The 17,473-nt window shown below is 58.2% G+C and carries 19 protein-coding genes; 11 read left to right on the top strand and 8 right to left on the bottom strand.

The window, feature by feature from the left end; translation table 11 throughout:
- The first annotated feature begins 24 nt into the window (after window positions 1-24).
- A complete protein-coding gene (locus ACIPR4_RS19460) occupies window positions 25-432 on the top strand; it encodes a VOC family protein (protein WP_013570381.1) in 408 nt (135 codons plus the stop codon).
- A 4-nt stretch (window positions 433-436) separates the two neighbouring features.
- On the opposite strand, the gene ACIPR4_RS19455 is transcribed toward ACIPR4_RS19460, so the two are convergent.
- Complete coding sequence (locus ACIPR4_RS19455) at window positions 437-802, bottom strand: hypothetical protein (protein ID WP_245536391.1); 366 nt, start codon at window positions 800-802, stop codon at window positions 437-439.
- 234 nt (window positions 803-1,036) lie between these two features.
- Between ACIPR4_RS19455 and ACIPR4_RS19450 the strand changes: the two genes are divergently transcribed.
- Together ACIPR4_RS19450 and ACIPR4_RS19445 are read left to right on the top strand one after the other, a co-directional pair.
- Window positions 1,037-1,393, top strand: a complete 357-nt coding sequence (locus ACIPR4_RS19450) for a PadR family transcriptional regulator (protein ID WP_013570379.1) — start codon at window positions 1,037-1,039, stop codon at window positions 1,391-1,393.
- Window position 1,394: 1 nt separating this feature from the next.
- Window positions 1,395-4,037, top strand: coding sequence for an ABC transporter permease (locus ACIPR4_RS19445; RefSeq protein ID WP_013570378.1), 2,643 nt, complete (start codon window positions 1,395-1,397; stop codon window positions 4,035-4,037).
- 35 nt (window positions 4,038-4,072) lie between these two features.
- On the opposite strand, the gene ACIPR4_RS19440 is transcribed toward ACIPR4_RS19445, so the two are convergent.
- The gene (locus ACIPR4_RS19440) at window positions 4,073-4,915 is read right to left on the bottom strand and encodes a TIGR03435 family protein (protein WP_049781041.1); all 843 of its coding nucleotides are present in this window, start codon (window positions 4,913-4,915) and stop codon (window positions 4,073-4,075) included.
- A gap of 287 nt (window positions 4,916-5,202) precedes the next feature.
- On the opposite strand from ACIPR4_RS19440, the gene ACIPR4_RS19435 reads away from it, so the two are divergent.
- Window positions 5,203-5,943, top strand: a complete 741-nt coding sequence (locus ACIPR4_RS19435) for an SDR family oxidoreductase (protein WP_013570376.1) — start codon at window positions 5,203-5,205, stop codon at window positions 5,941-5,943.
- 103 nt (window positions 5,944-6,046) lie between these two features.
- Here ACIPR4_RS19435 and ACIPR4_RS19430 read toward each other — a convergent pair whose 3' ends face one another.
- Window positions 6,047-6,850 (bottom strand): class I SAM-dependent methyltransferase, encoded by an 804-nt coding sequence (locus ACIPR4_RS19430; RefSeq protein ID WP_013570375.1) that lies wholly within the window; start codon window positions 6,848-6,850, stop codon window positions 6,047-6,049.
- Window positions 6,851-7,027: 177 nt separating this feature from the next.
- Window positions 7,028-7,408 (bottom strand): hypothetical protein, encoded by a 381-nt coding sequence (locus ACIPR4_RS19425; RefSeq protein ID WP_013570374.1) that lies wholly within the window; start codon window positions 7,406-7,408, stop codon window positions 7,028-7,030.
- Between the two features lie 59 nt (window positions 7,409-7,467).
- Here ACIPR4_RS19425 and gyrA point away from each other — a divergent pair, with 59 nt between their 5' ends.
- The 4 genes from gyrA (at window position 7,468) to ACIPR4_RS19405 (ending at window position 11,407) form a co-directional block, all read left to right on the top strand.
- Window positions 7,468-10,350 (top strand): DNA gyrase subunit A, encoded by a 2,883-nt coding sequence (gene gyrA, locus ACIPR4_RS19420; RefSeq protein ID WP_013570373.1) that lies wholly within the window; start codon window positions 7,468-7,470, stop codon window positions 10,348-10,350.
- A gap of 173 nt (window positions 10,351-10,523) precedes the next feature.
- Window positions 10,524-10,874, top strand: coding sequence for a hypothetical protein (locus ACIPR4_RS19415; protein WP_013570372.1), 351 nt, complete (start codon window positions 10,524-10,526; stop codon window positions 10,872-10,874).
- Complete coding sequence (locus tag ACIPR4_RS19410; RefSeq protein WP_013570371.1) at window positions 10,867-11,157, top strand: type II toxin-antitoxin system RelE family toxin; 291 nt, start codon at window positions 10,867-10,869, stop codon at window positions 11,155-11,157. Before ACIPR4_RS19415 ends, ACIPR4_RS19410 begins: the two co-directional genes overlap by 8 nt.
- Window positions 11,150-11,407 (top strand): hypothetical protein, encoded by a 258-nt coding sequence (locus ACIPR4_RS19405; RefSeq protein WP_041586207.1) that lies wholly within the window; start codon window positions 11,150-11,152, stop codon window positions 11,405-11,407. Before ACIPR4_RS19410 ends, ACIPR4_RS19405 begins: the two co-directional genes overlap by 8 nt.
- A 39-nt stretch (window positions 11,408-11,446) precedes the next feature.
- Here the strand turns inward: ACIPR4_RS19405 and ACIPR4_RS19400 are convergent, their stop codons facing one another.
- The 3 genes from ACIPR4_RS19400 to ACIPR4_RS19390 form a co-directional block, all read right to left on the bottom strand.
- Window positions 11,447-12,193, bottom strand: a complete 747-nt coding sequence (locus tag ACIPR4_RS19400) for a hypothetical protein (RefSeq protein WP_144312494.1) — start codon at window positions 12,191-12,193, stop codon at window positions 11,447-11,449.
- A 505-nt stretch (window positions 12,194-12,698) separates the two neighbouring features.
- Window positions 12,699-13,151: a hypothetical protein gene (locus ACIPR4_RS19395; RefSeq protein WP_041586206.1), complete on the bottom strand. Its 453-nt coding sequence runs from the start codon at window positions 13,149-13,151 to the stop codon at window positions 12,699-12,701.
- Between the two features lie 453 nt (window positions 13,152-13,604).
- Window positions 13,605-14,447: a hypothetical protein gene (locus ACIPR4_RS19390; protein WP_013570367.1), complete on the bottom strand. Its 843-nt coding sequence runs from the start codon at window positions 14,445-14,447 to the stop codon at window positions 13,605-13,607.
- Window positions 14,448-14,511: 64 nt separating this feature from the next.
- On the opposite strand from ACIPR4_RS19390, the gene ACIPR4_RS19385 reads away from it, so the two are divergent.
- Genes ACIPR4_RS19385 through ACIPR4_RS19375 form a run of 3 tightly spaced genes read left to right on the top strand, consistent with a single transcriptional unit; the run spans window position 14,512 to window position 16,215 of the window.
- On the top strand, window positions 14,512-15,057 hold the full coding sequence (locus ACIPR4_RS19385) for a regulatory protein RecX (protein WP_013570366.1): 546 nt from the start codon (window positions 14,512-14,514) through the stop codon (window positions 15,055-15,057).
- 19 nt (window positions 15,058-15,076) lie between these two features.
- Window positions 15,077-15,316: a PGPGW domain-containing protein gene (locus tag ACIPR4_RS19380; RefSeq protein ID WP_013570365.1), complete on the top strand. Its 240-nt coding sequence runs from the start codon at window positions 15,077-15,079 to the stop codon at window positions 15,314-15,316.
- Window positions 15,283-16,215: a hypothetical protein gene (locus ACIPR4_RS19375; protein WP_245536390.1), complete on the top strand. Its 933-nt coding sequence runs from the start codon at window positions 15,283-15,285 to the stop codon at window positions 16,213-16,215. Before ACIPR4_RS19380 ends, ACIPR4_RS19375 begins: the two co-directional genes overlap by 34 nt.
- A gap of 3 nt (window positions 16,216-16,218) precedes the next feature.
- On the opposite strand, the gene ACIPR4_RS19370 is transcribed toward ACIPR4_RS19375, so the two are convergent.
- Entirely contained in the window at window positions 16,219-17,394 is a 1,176-nt protein-coding gene (locus ACIPR4_RS19370; RefSeq protein WP_013570363.1) for a diguanylate cyclase, read from the bottom strand.
- Window positions 17,395-17,473: the final 79 nt, after the last annotated feature.

The following is a 17,473-nucleotide window of genomic DNA, read 5'->3' as shown; positions in this document are numbered from 1 at the left end:
AACGACTGGAACGGAGAAGCAAGCATGCTGGATCACGTTTTTCTTACGGTGAGTGACCTTGAGCGCTCGATTGCGTTCTACACCGCCGTGCTCTCTCCGCTCGGCATCACCAAACGCGTGGATTATGACGGAAAGAACGGGCCGCCTGGACACCCCGATCTGAAAGGCTTCGGCGCAAACGGGCGCATCTTCTTCTGGCTTCGGCCCGCTGGTGCGGCCGGTGTGGTGGATAGTCGCGCAGCGCACGTCGGTTTTGTAGCCAACGGCCCATCCGAAGTGGATGCAGCCTATGCTGCCGCCATTGCCGCAGGTGCCACGGACAACGGCGCACCGAGCGCCCGGCTCTACTACGATCCCCGCTACTACGCCGCCAACGTCTTCGACCCGGATGGATACAGTCTCGAATTTGTTTACAAGAGCTGGCAGCACTAATACTTCATTTGCCCTGTTCCGACCGCGATCCCACCACTCCTCGACGCAGGGCTTTTGTAACCTCGCTGGCGATGTCGTCTTGAACCCAGATCTTGTCCTGGAAGGGCCGATCATAGGTTTCAGACCAGACAACGTAGCCATTGTCCGCACGGATAAGACGCGCAACGACCCGCAGCATAAGTCCTGACTTACGCACGCTTCCATCGGGAACATAGCTGACGCCCAACGTCTTAGCGATATCGGCGATGGCAATCCGCTTTCCTTTGAAGTAGAAAGACGATGTTGCGCCTGGCACTTTGAGGCCAGGAACGCCGCTCAACTTATCGATCAGCTCTTCGGTCATTCCATCCGCGAAAGGTTCTTCGCTCATCTTGTCTGTAAGGTCCAGAAATGGAAGAACAGCGATGGAATCACCTGATAAAAGAATGCCGAGCCCGTTCGGCCTGCCTTCGCGATTGTTCCAGGAGATCGTCGAACACGGGGTATTTTAGCGCCGGACAATTAACAAGCATTAAAATTTGCGATCCAAAATCATTTTAAAGTTCTTGACAGCTGATAGTCGAATGTCTACCCTCATGGCCATAGCGAGGGTAGACCGTCCTCCATGGCGAAACAAATACAGCAACGAGCAAATCTGCTCCAGGGCACCCTGGACATGCTGATTCTGCGGACTCTATTGCATGGAGCCGCGCATGGTCACCAGATCGGCAAGCATATTCAGCACACCACCCAGGACTTCCTGCAGATGCAGCACGGCTCGCTCTATCCCGCACTGCATCGTCTGGAGGAGAGAGGTTGGGTCAGCGCCAAATGGGAGACCGCACCGGACCGAAATCGCGAGTTCAAATACTACCGATTGACGGACAAAGGCAAAAAGCAACTGGCGGTCGAAGAGTCGCAGTGGAAGCAGATGTCGGAAGCGGTTGCGCGCGTCATGTGGCCTGCAGCCGAGGAGGCCTGAGATGAAATTGTGGCGGATTCGGAAGCGCGATGCGGACCTTCAGCGGGAACTGCAATGTGATCTCGAACTGGAAGAAGAAGAGCAGCGCGAAAGCGGTCTATCCGCGGAAGAAGCCCGCTATGCCGCGCGCCGCGCCTTTGGGAACGTGACGCTCATCCGTGAGCAAACCCACGAAGCGTGGGGCTCGGCGACTTTCGAGCGTCTCTTACAGGATGCTCGCTATGCTATGCGGCAACTACGGAGATCTCCGGCGTTCAGCCTCGTCACAATGTTGACGCTCGCGCTCGGCATCGGCGCAACCACGGCAATCTTTACGCTGGTCTACGATGTGATGCTGCGTCCGCTACCATTCGCGCAGGCGGACCGGATTGTCACGATTGAAGAGAGGGTTGCGGAGTGGAGTTTCCCCCACCCGAACTTGCCGGTGAGCGCGAATCACTTCACCTTCTGGCAGCAGCACAACAGTGGTTTTGATTCCATCGCGCTCATGAGGCAGTTCACCATGCCGCTCGGAAGGAGTGGACGACCTATGCAGGCCGAAGTGCTGCAAGCGACGCCAGGAATCTTTTCGGTGCTTCAAGTGCAACCGTCCCAGGGACGAGTTTTCACCGTGGAGGAAGCGCAGATAGGGCGCGAATACGTCGCGGTGCTCACCTACGATACATGGCGTGAGCAGTTCGGCGGCGATCCCGCCATCCTGGGTAAGCCGATCCTGCTGGACGGATTTTCCTACAAAGTCATCGGCGTCATGCCACCGTCCTTCCATATGCCACAGATCGTGGAGAGCAATGGAAGCGCCCACCGCAATCTTCCCATCGGTATCTTGTTGCCTCTGGCGTTCTCCAAGGAGCGGCTGGCCGAGGAGATAGGAGACTTCAATTACTTCGGTCTGGCGCGATTGAAGACTGGAGTATCCATCCCCGTAGCGAATGCCGAGCTGAATGCACTGCAGCAAAGGATCTCTGCGAATCTACGCTCCGATGAAAGAGCTACGCTCTCTGCTACCATCACGCCCTTCCAGGAAAAGCTTGTAGGGAACAATCAGAAGCCTCTCATCATTCTTCTTGTGGCCGTGGCGGGCTTGCTTCTGGTGGGTTGTGTCAACGTTGCGAACCTCTTGCTCTCACGCGCCATCGGGAACAAGAAGCAGATTGCCATTGCAGCCGCGCTCGGTGCGGGCCGCGCCGAAATGATGCGCATGGCGATTCGTGAGATCACTTTGCTGGCCGTGCTGGGAGGTGGTTTGGGCGTTCTTCTGGCAGCGGCCATCATTCCGGTCATGCAGCGGTATCTGCCTGCGGCACTTGATTTTCGCGGACCTCTGCATTTGGACTGGACTGGCGCGGGATGTGCGTTGTTCTTAGCGATGCTCTCAACGCTTGCGGCAGGGGCAGCGCCTGCGTTCATGGTCTCTCGTACATCGCCTCAGGAAGCCCTTCAAAGCGATTCGCGATTGAGCAGCGAATCGCCTCGAAGTCGCAGAGCGCGGCTTGTTCTCGTAGGAGTCGAAGCGGCGGTGAGCGTTGCTCTAGTCTTGATGACAGGGTTATTGACCGCGAGCCTCGTCAAGCTGATGAAGGTAGACCGTGGTTTTACCACCGAGCGAACCATAACCGCCACAGTTGACTTACCCACGGAGTCTTATCGCGACAGCAGCCACCGCGCGGCATTTTACCGGGAAGTTCTCGGTCGCATGGCGCAGTTGCCAGGCGTTGAACATGCCGCGATCGCAAGCGTCCTTCCGTTGACGGGCGACAGTTGGGGAGACTTCGCGCGGGTGACTGGGGACCATCGCCCCATAACGCAACTGCCGCTTGAGAGTTTTCGCTCGGTCAGCCCCGAATACTTCGCATCCATCCATCTGCCAGTTACGAGGGGAGAGATCTTCAACCAGAAGGACTGGGGCAGGAATCTGGCTCTGGTATCGGAAAAGACGGCCAGAACCTTATGGCCTGGAAAAGATCCTATCGGGCAGCAGTTCAACCGAGGGGACCCGACGGAGATGCCATTCACCGTTGTGGGCATTGTAGCGGATGCGCGGACGATCTCCTTGGCGAAGCCTGACCCCATGTTGATCTATGTTCCCTACTGGTACCGTTGCGAGCCCACGGCTGGGCTGGTGGTGCGAACACGTCTGGAACCCACCGCGATGGAAGATACGCTTCGGCAAACCATCTGGAGCGTCGACCCCGGTGTGCCGGTTCCTACTGTGCGCGCTCTGGGCGGCATGGTTGCAGACTCGGTGGCCAATCAGCGCTTCGAGATGGACCTTTTGCTCCTCTTCGCAGTATGCGCACTCTTTCTCGCCGGTCTGGGCGTGTACGGTGTGCTGATGTACTCGGTCACGCAGCGTTATCGCGAAATCGGTTTGCGCCTGGCCCTGGGAGCGAAGCGCGCGAACGTGTATCGGCTAGTGCTCCGCGACGGATTGCTGCCGGTCATCATAGGCGCGGCCGCAGGAGTTGCGCTGGCGTTCGGCTCGTCCCGGTTGCTCACCAGCCTGCTCTTCGAGGTAAGCCCGTACGATCCGCTGCTGACTGCAGGTGCGGTCGGCGTGCTGCTCGCAGTGGGCACGGTCGGATGTCTTCTACCCGCCCGTCGTGCCGCCAGCGTCGAACCCATGCTCGCGCTTCGAGCGGAGTGACCATCCTAAGTGAAGTAGACGGAGTCTCGGGAAAGTTAATTTTCACTGGGCCGTTCCACATGATCCACCGCCAGCATCTCCACGGGGTCTTTCTGTATCTCCAGCTTCAGCCCAAATCTCTCCACCACTTCGAAAATGGTAGGGGCTCCATCGGCTCCTGCATTGTCCGCGGTTAAGTTCTGCATCCTCGGCACTTCAATGTCGTATCGTCCGGTCAATCCTGTCTTATCGACCACCGGCCGCCCGGCGGGATAGGAGAGCACAAGCGACAGCGTTCCAATCGTGGCCCCGTGAAGATCGCTGCCGCCGTTCGTCCGCCCGGCAAGCATTCCTCCTCCTCCGGGAACAGTCATCGCATTCGGATATTTCGTATGAAGAGCATCCATGTCGGTCGTCTCCGCCGCCTTCAGCTTCGGTCCATTCTTACCTACCACAATGGCGAAGACGGGCCTCTCCTTCATCTCGCGGTGTACCACCAGCTTGCATCGCTCAGCCAGCAGCGTCTGCAACATCGCGCGCAGCATCACCTTCTGGCGTGCCGGGTCCTTCCACGCCTCCGCGTCCGCGTCGCTGATCCGCGCAACGATGTCATAGTGCTCCGATTTCATCCAATCCGGCATGCCCACAATGCGGTCGCCCATGCCAATCACAAAGCCCAGAGCCTCACCGGTCATGGGAACATACGCCGTCCCCAGCGCCACGATCAGGGGACAATTCGTCAGGCGAAATCCGCTTGGCGTAGCCTGCACCTGCTCCGGACTGCACACACCGATATTGTTTACATTCTTGCGAATGGAAGCCGCATCGAAAGCCAACGGTGGATTGGTCGTCTGCGCACATCTGCCCGCTGGGGCAAATACCATTCCAACGGCAGCCATACATCTCACCACAGTCAGCAGGCTTTTCTTAAAGTAAGTACGCATTATGAACGGACTGAACATTCCATTGAAATGCATCGCAGGATCCCACCTTTCTGCCCGCGTTAGACAGGTGCGCCATCCTTAAGTTTCAACGAAATCCATGAACCTTAAGGGCCAGTGGGCAGCCATCACTCCTCTTGCCCCATGGAAAGTCCCTGAGGTTGAGGTAATTTGAATCTGCCAAGTTTTGACGGTCATCGAAGTTCTGTGTTCGCACAGAATGCGCGCACAAGGAGATAGGCATCATGGCAGAGGCAAAGAAGGTTGCGCTCATTACCGGAGCGAATAAGGGAATTGGGTTTGAGACCGCAAAGCAGCTAGGCGAGCAGGGGATCACCGTGGTCGTTGCCGCTCGCGATCAGAAGAAGGCGGATGAGACCGCGCAGAAGTTGAAGGCTGTCGGTATCGATGCTTATCCGGTCGTACTGGAAGTGACTCGCAGCTCCGATTTCGCTAAAGTCTACGAATTTCTCGATACCACCTTCGGTAAGCTCGACATTCTGATCAACAATGCCGGGGTCGGTGAAGGGACCGACCTGGTGAAAAATACCGCGTTGACCGTAGACCAGAAGACACTCCGCAGCATCTTCGATACCAACTTCTTTGGCCTGATAGAGCTCACGCAGGCATTGGTACCGCTCTTGCAGAAGAGTCCCGCTGGCCGTATCGTGAATCTCTCCAGCATTCTGGGTTCGCTCACGCTGCATGCCGACCCGAACTCGCCCATAGCCGGCACCAAGATCGTGGCCTACAACGCGTCGAAAGCCGCTCTCAATCTCTTCACCATTCACCTGGCTGCGGCGCTGAAGGATACGCCCATCAAGGTCAACTCTGCTCATCCCGGCTGGGTGAAGACGGACATGGGAACGGACGCCGCTCCGATGGAAATCGTTGACGGCGCCAAGACCTCAGTTCGCCTCGCTACGCTACCTGCTGACGGCCCTACCGGCGGCTACTTCCACATGGACCAGACGCTTCCCTGGTAAGAGCAAGTTGAGCTTTGCACATTTGAGTCAGAGGTTAGGGCTGTAGCTACAGCCCTAACCTCTGATCAGCAACTTAAAGCCTCTCTCGTAGCAGCCTTAGCAGCTACACACCTCGTGATATTTCCAACTCTGGTTTCCTGACGCAGTATTGCCTGCCTACGTAGCCCGACCGTGGCGGCTGCTCAAGATAGACAAGCTTCCCATTGAAGTCTTTCGCGGCGGTGTTGGTATGGCGAATGTCCGCGATCATCGCGGTCCCCAGCGCCTGCCGGACGACCTGCTCGGGCAGGCAATGCATCTGCATGTCGCCGCTCGATCCCTTGAACCAGGCTCTTACGCGCGAGCGCGGGTGCAGAATGTGGCGGAAGCGTGTCAGTGTGGAAGCAAGGTCCGGAGCGGCAAAGGAGTCCTGCACGCCGAAGACCATCACTGCTCCGGGAGCGAGCACCCGTGTGAACTCCCGCAGGTAGTTCGCGGCAAAACTCCGGGCCACGTGTTGCAGGACAATATTGCTGTAAATGAAAGAAAAGCTTTCATCGGCGAACGGTAGCTGGGGCGTTGCGTTCGCTACATACCGGCAGTGCTCGTATTGATTCAGCGCATTTGCCTGCGTAATCATCTCTTGCGAGATATCAATGCCGACAGACGACTGGAAGCGTCGGGCCAAGGCCTGCGTAAGCCGTCCCACACCACAGCCGAAGTCCAGAACTGCACCGTCCCGGTCTGGCTGCAATCCGATGGTTTCCAGATGCCGGAGAACAGTTTCGATCTCCTCATCTCCGGTGGCCATGAACTCTGTAATATCCCACTTGCCACCGGACTTGCTCCCGTCGGTAAGAATGGCGGCCAGTGCATCCCTCTGCGCTAGCGAATCCCAGTCGTTCTTCAGACGGCTCAACTTACTCATAACGAAACTCCCGCCTACTCATCGGATGGTAGGTGCCGGATTGAGAATGCTCTGGCAGTACGGCCAGTAGAGCGTTCGACGGGCGGCAGCGTGTCAGGGAAGGGTCAGCGCTTCGTCACATGAATGTCACGCAGTTCTACCGCAACGCTGTCGGTACGAGATGTCGGCTTGTGGCAGTTACTTCCCCGCCTCCACCCGCGACTTCACCACCACCCGCCGCCCCGAGGGGTAATCGTCCCGCACCGTCAGCATCAGGCCATCCTTGCCGATCGGCACATCGAACTCTGCCGTCGCCACGTTCTCCACCTGCCAGAGGACGCCCTTTTCGTTCGCTACGGAGAACGCCACGCGGGCGCCGCCGCCTCCCTGGGCCTGGAAGCTGCCCTTCCAATGGGCCTTTTTGATCAGCGTCCCCGGCAGACGGAGCGTCTTCACGCCCTGCGCCGGAACCGTCAGAAACTGGTCCGGAACGGGACCGGCCGGCATCTGGGCAAAAGCCCCCGAAATCCCGAAAGAACCCAATAAAATCGCGGCACACGCCATCCCGCCAAACCGCATGAGACAGTCCCTCCTCTGGCCCTCTTCAGGCTCGCCAACAGTTATACTTATAGATACACATGGCTGACGAAAAAGACCCACAACTCCCCCTCGGTGGAGACGGAAATAACGGCGAAAACGTTCCCACCGGCCCCGGCGCCCTCCACATGATCTCCATCAACATTGAAGACGAGATGCGGCGTTCGTATCTCGACTATTCCATGTCCGTGATCATCGGCCGCGCCCTGCCCGACGTCCGCGACGGCCTCAAGCCCGTGCATCGGCGTATCTTGTACGCAATGCAGGAGATGGGTCTGCAGGCCAACAAAAAATATACCAAGTGCGCCAAGGTGGTCGGGCACACCATGGGTAACTACCATCCCCACGGCGACTCCGCGATCTACGACGCCATGGTCCGCCTGGCCCAGCCGTTTTCCATGCGCTATCCGCTGGTCGATGGCCAGGGAAACTTCGGCTCCGTCGACGGCGATCCGCCAGCCGCCATGCGTTATACCGAAGCCCGCCTGATGAAGATCGCCGGCGAGATGATCGCCGACATTGACATGGACACCGTCGATTTCACACCGAACTACGACGAATCCTCTTTAGAGCCCACCGTTCTTCCCGCGCGCTACCCGAACCTGATCGTCAACGGCAGCTCGGGCATCGCCGTCGGTATGGCGACGAATATCCCTCCTCATAACCTGACGGAGGTCATCAACGCCTGCATCACGCTGGTCAACAACCCCAGCGCCGGTCTGGCCGAGGTTCTGGAACACGTCCAGGGCCCGGACTTCCCCACGGCAGGCTTCATCTACGGCAAGAGCGGCATCGCCAACGCCTACCGCACCGGCCGCGGCAAGTTCCTCATGCGCGCCAAGTGCAGCCGCGAGAACATCTCCGGCGGGCGCGAGGCCATCATCGTCTCCGAGATCCCCTACCAGGTCAACAAGAACACCCTCATCAAGCGCATCGCGGAGCTGGTCACCGAGAAGATCATCGACGACATCTCCGACGTCCGCGACGAGTCCGATCGCGACGGCATGCGTATCGTCATCGAACTCAAGCGCACCGCGCAGCCTGAGATCGTGCTCAACCAGCTCTTCAAGCACACCTCCATGCAGGAGAGCTTCAGCATGATCTTCCTGGCCGTGCACAACGGCCGCCCGGTCGAGCTTCCCCTGCCGGACGCCATCCGCGCCTTCATCGACCACCGCGTGGACGTCGTTCGCCGCCGCACCGCCTTCCTTCTCAACAAGGCGCGCGATCGCGAACACATCCTCCTCGGCTACCAGATCGCGCTCGATCATCTCGACGCCGTCATCCGCACCATCCGTAACTCCAGCAGCCGTGCGGACGCCCGCGAGAACCTCTTCAAATACTTCTCCGGCAAGACCATCTCCCTGCGCGGAACGGAGCTCGCCGGTGTGACCCTGGACGCTTCGAAGTACGGCATCTCGGCGGACCTTCTGCCGCTCGGCCCCGGCGGCACGGTGGGAACACTGATCCTCAGCTACCGCCAGATCGACACCATCCTGGAACTGCAGCTCTATCGCCTCACGCAGCTTTCCATGGACGAGGTCTTCAAGGAACTCGGCCAGGTGCGCGAAAACATCGCGGAGTACGAATCGATCCTCGCCTCCGACAAGAAGCTGCGCCGCGTCATCATCAAGGAGCTGGAAGAGGTTCGCGAGAAGTACGGCGACGTGCGCCGCACGCAGATCATCGATGAATCCTCCGAGCTCACCCTCGAAGACCTCATTGCCGACGAGCAGGTGGCCGTCACCGTCTCGCACTCCGGCTACCTCAAGCGGACGCCGATCTCCACCTACCGGCAGCAGCGCCGCGGCGGCACCGGGCGCATCGGCATGAAGACGCGCGAAGAAGACTTCGTCGCGCAGCTCATCGTCGACTCCACCCACGCCTACCTGCTCTGCTTCACCAACTCCGGCCGCGTCTTCTGGCTCAAGATCTACGAGATCCCGGACGTCCTGGCCGCAGGCAAGGGCAAGCACATCGCCTCGCTCCTTGCACTGCAGCCCGGCGAAAAGGTCGTCGCCTACCTGCCCGTGCGCAACCTGGAAGATGCCAGCAAGTACATCTTCTTCGCCACGCGCGAGGGCATCGTCAAAAAGACACCGCTGCCGGACTTCTCCAACGTCATGGCCCGCGGCATCATCGCCATCAACATCGACAAGGATGACGAACTCATCGCCGTCCGCATCACCAGCGGCGAAGATGTCGTCTTCCTGGCCACGCGCGAAGGCATGGCCGTCCGCTTCTCCGAGAAGTACGACCCCGAAAAATCCGGAGGCCTGCGTCCCATGGGCCGCAACGCCGGTGGAAACAAGGGCATCACGCTGAAGAAGGGCGACTACGTCATCGGCGCAGCCGTCACCGACTCGCGCGAAAAACGCGACGGCCAGCGCGACGAGCTCGCCGTGGCTACCAAACTGGAAAAGGAGCTCGCCGCCGTCCGCGCAGAGATCGCCGCAGCGGAAGCCGAACTCCAGAAGGCACGCGACAGCAAGAACGAAGAAGAAGCCAAGGCCGCCCGCAAGGCCCTCGATGTCGTGGAAGAGAAGCTCTGCAAGCTCGACGGCAAACTCGGCCTCAGCCCCTGCCTCATCCTCTCCGTCACGGAGAACGGCTACGGCAAACGGACGGATGTGGAAGAGTACCGCCTCACCAACCGAGGCGGCTCCGGCGTCATCAACATGAAGGCCTCCGCCAAAACCGGCAAGGTCTCCAGCATCCAGCTCGTGGACGAAACTACCGAACTCATGGCCATCTCGCAGTTCGGCAAGATCATCCGCATCGACACCAACACCATCCGCGCCGCGGGCCGCTCCACCCAGGGAGTAAAGCTGCTCAACCTGGATACGGACGATAAGGTAGCCGCGGCGGTTACCATTCCGCCTGAGGAAGCCAAACCGGAACCGGAACAGGGGCTGCTGCAGTAAGCAGCACTACCTTTTCCAGCGCCACTTTGTCATTCCGTAGCGAAGCGGAGGAATCTGCTTCACCCCAACCGCCGAGCGTTCCCTAAACAGGACGCTCGGCGGCTTTCTTTGCAATAAACCCATTGTTTTCTTCGAGAACTCCGCTAAATTGATCCGATCAAGAAAACTTACCTATGGCTCGAGTCGCTCTCCAGGTAAAAAATATCGCCTCTCTCGTCCTCGCCACCATCGCAAGCGGTGCGTCAGGACTGGCCGTTCACTGGTTTTTTGACGCCGCTGGAAAACCGTGGGGAGTGCCCGCCACGGTTCTGGTAATCTGTCTCGGCGGTCAACTGGCGCTCATCTTCGTCGAATCCAAAGAGGAAGAAGAGCTATCATTAGGCAGAACGAAGCGCATCGAGCTAGGCAAGCGATCGATCGAGTTGGATCAGAAGATCGCCACCAAGATGCAGGAAGCGATCGACTCCGGTCACTTGGATCAGGTGCTCGAACTCGATGAGCTAAGGAAGAAGATCAATGGCTAACACTCTCTACATCGCCCCCAGCCTTGTTGAATCCGTTGAGAAGCTGTCCCCCAGCCAGAAGGAAGTCGTCTTAGCTACCCTGCAATCTCTGAGCGAAGATGTGGACGGAAACAGCTCGCCGCTGTCTTTCTCCAGTACGGATCAGTTCCGCGTCTCGCACGCGGGGAACGTTCGCATCATCCTGCAATACCTTCCCGAACAGGAGCGAATTCTCGTCACCAGCATCGATCCCGACGCTTACGCCGCACAGGCAGAAGCGGAAGAACTCGCCGCTAGTGCGTAGCATCTTTTCAGAAGGTGCGACGATGGATGCTCCGGAACAAATGACCGACGAACAGTTCGAAAAGCATGCCCTCGGCATTCTTCATCGCGAACTGGGCGTGTACGGACTTGCCCGTTTCCTTCGCGTCTATCGCGCGGGTTTTGGTGATTATACGGACGACCGTCATGCATGGCTTCAGAACATAACCGTCCAGGAACTAGCCACGGAACTTCAGATTTGCGCACCGCCTTCCGTTCCACACAGTTCTTAACATGGTCACCAATGATTAAAGTGACCAGCCAGAGTGAAGTCAGTCTAGAGGGCTAGGCTTATTTGCTTCCTGCTTCACGCTATCGTCATACGCTGCTCGTGTCATGACTGTCAGATCAACAGATGGATCTGCAGGATTTCGGTTGTCTAAGAGTTTCGCCTCGAGTTCAGATGATAGCCATATTGCAACGCGATTGTTCCATGTTGCGCCATAGGCATTGGAAAAGCTTGGTTTACTTTCAATCGGTATAAATCCAATTTTCTTCGTCAGGTCGATCAAGACTTCGTCATACGTACCCACTTGCAGACTGAGCATGATCTCGACTAACTTGCGATCAGAGAAAAACCAAAATGTGCGGTTGTAGTCGGAGGTGAAAGGAAGTTTACTTCCATTTTCGAGAGCATCTACAAGCATTTGGCACTCAGTTTTCTCTCGTGCCGTCCTTGCATCAACACTCATCAGTGTTCCCTGCTGAGCCAGTTTTATAAGACCTTTACGATTGGGAAAACCGGGCAGTCCAACAGCGAGAAGCTGCACCTGAATTTGGGACATCTTAGAAACCTCGTCAGGAGTGAGAGGACGCGGCTTGCTCGTGTGGCAGGTCGCCAATTGAGTTTGGATCGCGGGTGCGGTCTGTAAGAATTCTTCAATCGTCTCTCCAACACGATGGCCCTTGATCAGTGTCTGAGCTATGAAGCTTTGGCCAGCCAAACAAAATAAGAGGATCCAAAAGTATTTTTTCAAGGTCCCTCCGCGAGAAGCATGGCAGTTGAACACTGAAACCATGCCTCCGCGATCACTATTGTCAATAGTAGGTTAGTCGCCGGAACCGGCTGAACTATAGATTTATATCAATGGTTATGTCAGTGCCAAGTGACATAGAAGACACGGCACTAATCTCGGCTTCGCTGAAGCCTTCCGTTCTTAGGAATTCATCCAAACTATACGGAACACATAAAACCATTTTCCGGGACCAATTCCCATTAGAAGCTAGTCTTCGCAAAGAGAACAAATTCTCGTCAATGTTCGAACGTTGAATAAAGAATCTTGGCATGGAATAAGAATACATCTGAGAGCCAAATCGCCAACGTGGCCGTTTTTGTTAAGAGCGGACTGGTGGATCTTGCCTCACTCATAAACATCAAGTGTTCCAAATCAAGGCATAGTTACTTTTGTCAGGTTGCGGCAGGCAGACGGTCTTTCAGTTTTCGATATGACTTGGAACGGCTCTTGGACAATTTCTAGCAAATGTGGTGCCCACTAGAGAGATTCATGGAGCTGCTTCCATCTTTTATTTTGTAGATTCCATCTGGATCTTCTTATCCGCCCGCTCCACTAACTCCTTCTGCATCGCGGGCCAGCGGGAGGCGGCTTTGCCTCCTGGTCTCAGGCTCTTCGCGGTCAGGCCGGTGGGGGTGAGGTCTTCCGCGTAGACGATCGTCATCTCTTTTCGTCCGAGCGCGCCGAGGGGGCGCGTCAGAAGGACGTACCGCATCTCCGGGTGCAGGGTGTAGCCGTTGTCGGTGAGCAGCTTTTGCAGACGCCTTTCCGTATCGGCATCTCCTGCGGGGGGAGCGTCGGCTGGGCCCAGGTCCGTCTGGATGTAGGTGTCCTCTCCGTCGACCTTCCGAAAGTTTCTCGGATCGTATTGGTGTTGCCCCTGGCCGGGGAGGAAGTTTGAGAACTGCACGCGGTAGAGCTCCAGCACGTTCTTCCGCGCGTCGGCCTTTACGAAGACGTGCATCTCGCAGTCTTCGATTCCGTGGAGGACAAAGCGACCGCCGCCGACATAATGGACGTCCTGCGGTAGGGTGATGCGTATCGCAGGATCGCGCTCGGAGATGATGGTGTTCCCCTGGATCGTGCGCTCGGGTTGGAGTGCCTGCGCGGAGGCGAGGGTCGAGACGAAGAAGAGGGTCGCGGTGAGAATGCGGTTTGGGATGGCTCCTCCTTTTAAATCGTCTGTTTAGATTGAGTTGGAGGGGTTTGGGATCTCACTTTTTCGAGGGAATTTTTCTGGGGTAATGGGGTCGCTCTTTGAGCGAAGGATGCGCTGCGCGCATACCCCATGTCCCAAAATCGGGACATGGGGCACCCGGTTGGGTGTTCTTCCTCTCTTTTGTCTTCCCGTAACGAAGTGAAGGGATCTGCTTTTGAGACAAGCAGATCCCTGCGGGATGACAAAAGAAGAGAGGAGTTATTTCTTGGGGTCGGGCTTTTGCGGGTCGGTCTCCTTTTTGTCCGTAATGTCCTGGCCGTTGTAGATGATGCGCGCGGACGAACGGAACTGTTTGTAGTCGGTGTACTTCACCACGTCGCGGACGCGGACATCCTGGCTCATGGAGCCATTGGCGGCGGCGAAGTGCAGCGTTCCCTCGGCCTTGGTGTAGGTCGGGAACCAGTATTTGCCGTCCACCTGCTCGTAGTACGTGGTGAACGGGGGCGAGAGGCTCTCATGCCCCTTGCGCAGGTCGTCGGGCACGTTTTTGCCGCTGATCAGGACGATCTGCAGGTCCTGCTGGTCTACCCAGACGCGGCCCTTGAAGTAGCGCTTGTTCTTCTCCATCACCTTGGGCGCGGCGTCGAAGACGTAGGTGTCGATCTCATCGACCTTCTGCTTGCCGACGTAGGTCACGTCGTACTGCGGCAGGTCGGCGGTGGTGAGGACGAAGGGCAGACGGTGTTCGAGATCGTCGAAGTCCTTGCGTTCCAGAATGAGGCGTTCGATGGTGTTCTGCGGGGCGAAGACCACGTTTTCGTTGCGGCTTCCGTCTTTGTTCAGGCCGACATCGGTGACCTGAAAGTACTCGCCGTCGGGCTTGTTGGTGTCGTCATTGATGGTCTGGAAGCGGACGCTTTGGCGGAAGGTGTAGTTCGAGCGCGCTTCGGCGAACTGGGCTTCCTTCACGCCGAAGGAGGCGATGATCTCTTCGGCGGTCTTGCCGTTCGGTGGGGAGGAGTCGAGCTTGCCGAAGCCTTCCTGATCCTGCGCCTGCGCGCCCAAAGCCAATCCCACCAGTACCAAAGCCAACCAACGCATCAGAAGTCCCTCGTACTAAGGTTAGACGCAGCAACGGCGCGCGAGTAGCAGTATCCTTCTCCTCATGGCCTTTCAGCGCTCACGTCAAGGTAAGCCACCTGCAACCGAGGCGGAGCTTTTTGAATACGCAGTCAAAACGCTGGGGTCGAAGATGCGCAGCGTCCGCGACCTCCGCCGCCTGATGAAGCTCCGCGCCGAACCCGGCAGCGAAGGCGAAGCGCAGATGGACCGCATCATTCAGCGGCTGGAGGAGCTGAAATACCTCTCCGATCCGCGCTTTGCCGCTGATTTCACACGGCTTCGCCAGGAAAACCAAAGCTTTGGCCGCCGCCGCGTCCAGCAGGACCTCGCCAACAAGGGCATCGACAAGGAGTTGGTGCAGACCACGCTGGAAACGGCCTACGAAGACGTGAACGAGGCCGCGCTGGCGAAGCAGTACATCGAGCGCAAGCGCATCAAGATTCCGCAGGACCAGAAGGAGACCGCGCGCGTTCTCCGGCGGCTGATTCGTGCGGGGTTCTCCACGCCGACGATCTTCAAGGTTCTCCGCGAGTTGAAAGCGCCGATTGAAGAGCTGGACGTCGAGGGATTGGACGAACCGGAGTCGTAGAAGCCTGCATCCAACCGAAATGCCCTCGGTTGCCGAAAAGCTAAAGCCGCTGACACCGAAGAGTCCGCTGTGGCGCAAGGTCTGCGGCTGGGCACTTATCGTGTTGGGTCTCGTCGGCTGCCTGTTGCCGATTGCGCCGGGGCTTCCGTTGCTGATCGCGGGCCTGGCTCTGCTGGCGAAGGATTATGCCTGGGCACGCAAGGTATTGGAGAAGGGGCGGCATAAGTGGGACGGACTCAAGGCTCGATGGGCCAGGTGAGCGAGGCAAAGACAGTTGTTGGGATTGACTGGTCTGGCCGCGTGGACGTCGCGGGACAGCGCCGCCACATCGTGGCCGCCGTCTGGAACCAGGGCAAAGTGCGCGTGGAGAGTGGCCGAACGCGCGAGGAGATCGCCGAGTGGCTGATCGCGCTCGCCGCCAAAGAGCCAGCGCTGGTGGTCGGCTTCGATTTCTGCTTCAGCTTTCCGGCATGGTTCGTGCGGGACGAGCATGGAGCGAAGTCGGCGCCCGAGTTCTGGCGCATCGTCGCGGCGGAACACGGCGAGCGCTGGCTCACGCGGGAGACTGTTCCGGGAACGCACGACCGCCGCTTCTGGGGCAAACCGCATAAGCGACCCGCAGAGTTCAGCGGAGAGAACCTCCACCGCATGATGCGGGCGACCGACATCGACTGCAAGCTGATCGCGCATATCCCAGAAGAAGAGCGGCAGATGCGTGTGAAGGGCATCACGCCGAAGTCGGTGTTTCAGATCGGTGGTTCGGGCTCAGTCGGTACGGCGAGCCTGCGCGGCATGCCAACCCTGATTCGTCTGCAGGAAGCGGGTTTTCGCATCTGGCCCTTCGACAGACCCGATCCGCAGATGTGCGCTCCGGTTGTGGTGGAGATGTACTCGCGCCTGAACACCGGCCCGGTGCACAAATCGAATCCGGAGGCGCGCAAGGCGTATCTCTCGCGGAAGAAGAAAGAAGATCCCGCCTACGCGGCCATCGGACGCACGGCAATGGCAAAGGCGCTTGCGGGGGAAGACGCTTTCGATGCGTTGGTGAGCTGTATGGTGATGGCGGAGCGACGCGGGGAGTTTGCTACACTGCCGCGTCCGCGCGATCCGCTTTATATGCTGGAGGGTTGGACCTGGGCACCGGAGCCGGGCGCCTGACAGCTATCCCAGCGAGGTCTGAACCTGGGTGCTCGCCCCAGAACCCATTCTTGCCTGCGAGACCCCAGTTCGGCCGAATTTTTCGCGATAAAGAGCTTCATCGCTTTCGCGCAGGAGCTCTCCCAGGCTGGTCGTTCTGCCGGGCATGGTGACCGTGCCGATGCTGGCCGAGACGCTGAAGGCTGCCCCTGTGGGTCCCTGCAGGATGAGAGATTTCAGTGCCACGCGGATGCGCGCTACCACAATGGCCGTGGTATTCGCGTCCGCGTTGGGAAGCAGGACGAAGAACTCGTCGCCGCCGACGCGCGTCGCCAGATCGCTTGTGCGCAGCGTGGATTTCAGAATGCCAGCGATGGAAGAGAGCGCAAGATCTCCGGCGGCGTGTCCGCGGCGATCATTGATCTCTTTGAAGTGGTTGACGTCCATCATGAGCGCCGAGCACGGCCAGTTATAGCGGGCGGCGAGATCGAGCTCAGGTACCGAAAGCATATCGAGCCCATGTCGATTGAAGAGACCCGTCAGGGAGTCCGTCATCGCGCGATATTTCAGATCGGCGGTTTGGCGCAGGCCTTCCATCCACAGGAAGCAGAGCGCCAGACCGATGATGCTCATGGTCCCGGTCCATGTGAACCATGCATCTGCCTGATGGAGACGCCAGGCGACGGTGACGCGGAGAACGCTTCCGAAGGCGTGCATCAGGAGAAAGGTAGCCATCATGCGCACTGCCGGACGTGTCACCGGATCTTTCGACCGCAGGAGCATGATCGCCGTGACCGCGTGCATCACCAGAATGACAATCGCCGCTTCAATGACCCGCAGCAGAACGTCCGGTTTGATCCAGGTGTAGTACCAGAAATTGGCGACGGTAGCGGCGGAGAGCGCGAGCATGTAATAGAACTGCCCTTTGCCCTGTCCGGTAGTCTCCGCTAAGCCGCGGTTCATGAAGGTGCTCAGGAGCAGGAAGAGGCCGTTCCCTACAAGAATCGCCAGCACGGGCGTGATCAAGCCGCGCTCCGCCTGGAGCAGAAGACCTAGGCCACCGAGGAAGAACCCGGCAGCAAGCCAATACGGACCTTTGTCCTCCCGTTCGCGACGCTGAGAGCGAAAGCAAACAGCCAGGATCAGGCTGAGAAAGATCAGCATTACCGCTTGCATGGTGAAGACCGTATGACGGTCCATGGGTACTACTTTCCTCTACAGATCTTTAGGCGCTCAGATGGATGCCTCTACTCTCTCACAGCAACGCCCTTATCGCATC

Origin of the sequence: Terriglobus saanensis SP1PR4 (assembly GCF_000179915.2) — a bacterium.
Taxonomy (GTDB): domain Bacteria; phylum Acidobacteriota; class Terriglobia; order Terriglobales; family Acidobacteriaceae; genus Terriglobus; species Terriglobus saanensis.
The sequence above is the reverse complement of the archived record's forward strand: the minus strand, read 5'-3'. Positions and strand labels throughout refer to the sequence as shown.

Bases quoted from the DNA above. Each gene is read 5' to 3' on its own strand.
- ACIPR4_RS19460 (WP_013570381.1), top strand. From the start codon at position 25: ATGCTGGATCACGTTTTTCTTACGGTGAGTGACCTTGAGCGCTCGATT.
- ACIPR4_RS19455 (WP_245536391.1), bottom strand. From the start codon at position 802: ATGAGCGAAGAACCTTTCGCGGATGGAATGACCGAAGAGCTGATCGAT.
- ACIPR4_RS19450 (WP_013570379.1), top strand. From the start codon at position 1,037: ATGGCGAAACAAATACAGCAACGAGCAAATCTGCTCCAGGGCACCCTG.
- ACIPR4_RS19445 (WP_013570378.1), top strand. From the start codon at position 1,395: ATGAAATTGTGGCGGATTCGGAAGCGCGATGCGGACCTTCAGCGGGAA.
- ACIPR4_RS19440 (WP_049781041.1), bottom strand. From the start codon at position 4,915: ATGGCTGCCGTTGGAATGGTATTTGCCCCAGCGGGCAGATGTGCGCAG.
- ACIPR4_RS19435 (WP_013570376.1), top strand. From the start codon at position 5,203: ATGGCAGAGGCAAAGAAGGTTGCGCTCATTACCGGAGCGAATAAGGGA.
- ACIPR4_RS19430 (WP_013570375.1), bottom strand. From the start codon at position 6,850: ATGAGTAAGTTGAGCCGTCTGAAGAACGACTGGGATTCGCTAGCGCAG.
- ACIPR4_RS19425 (WP_013570374.1), bottom strand. From the start codon at position 7,408: ATGCGGTTTGGCGGGATGGCGTGTGCCGCGATTTTATTGGGTTCTTTC.
- gyrA (WP_013570373.1), top strand. From the start codon at position 7,468: ATGGCTGACGAAAAAGACCCACAACTCCCCCTCGGTGGAGACGGAAAT.
- ACIPR4_RS19415 (WP_013570372.1), top strand. From the start codon at position 10,524: ATGGCTCGAGTCGCTCTCCAGGTAAAAAATATCGCCTCTCTCGTCCTC.
- ACIPR4_RS19410 (WP_013570371.1), top strand. From the start codon at position 10,867: ATGGCTAACACTCTCTACATCGCCCCCAGCCTTGTTGAATCCGTTGAG.
- ACIPR4_RS19400 (WP_144312494.1), bottom strand. From the start codon at position 12,193: ATGGTTTCAGTGTTCAACTGCCATGCTTCTCGCGGAGGGACCTTGAAA.
- ACIPR4_RS19395 (WP_041586206.1), bottom strand. From the start codon at position 13,151: ATGCACGTCTTCGTAAAGGCCGACGCGCGGAAGAACGTGCTGGAGCTC.
- ACIPR4_RS19390 (WP_013570367.1), bottom strand. From the start codon at position 14,447: ATGCGTTGGTTGGCTTTGGTACTGGTGGGATTGGCTTTGGGCGCGCAG.
- ACIPR4_RS19385 (WP_013570366.1), top strand. From the start codon at position 14,512: ATGGCCTTTCAGCGCTCACGTCAAGGTAAGCCACCTGCAACCGAGGCG.
- ACIPR4_RS19380 (WP_013570365.1), top strand. From the start codon at position 15,077: ATGCCCTCGGTTGCCGAAAAGCTAAAGCCGCTGACACCGAAGAGTCCG.
- ACIPR4_RS19370 (WP_013570363.1), bottom strand. From the start codon at position 17,394: ATGGACCGTCATACGGTCTTCACCATGCAAGCGGTAATGCTGATCTTT.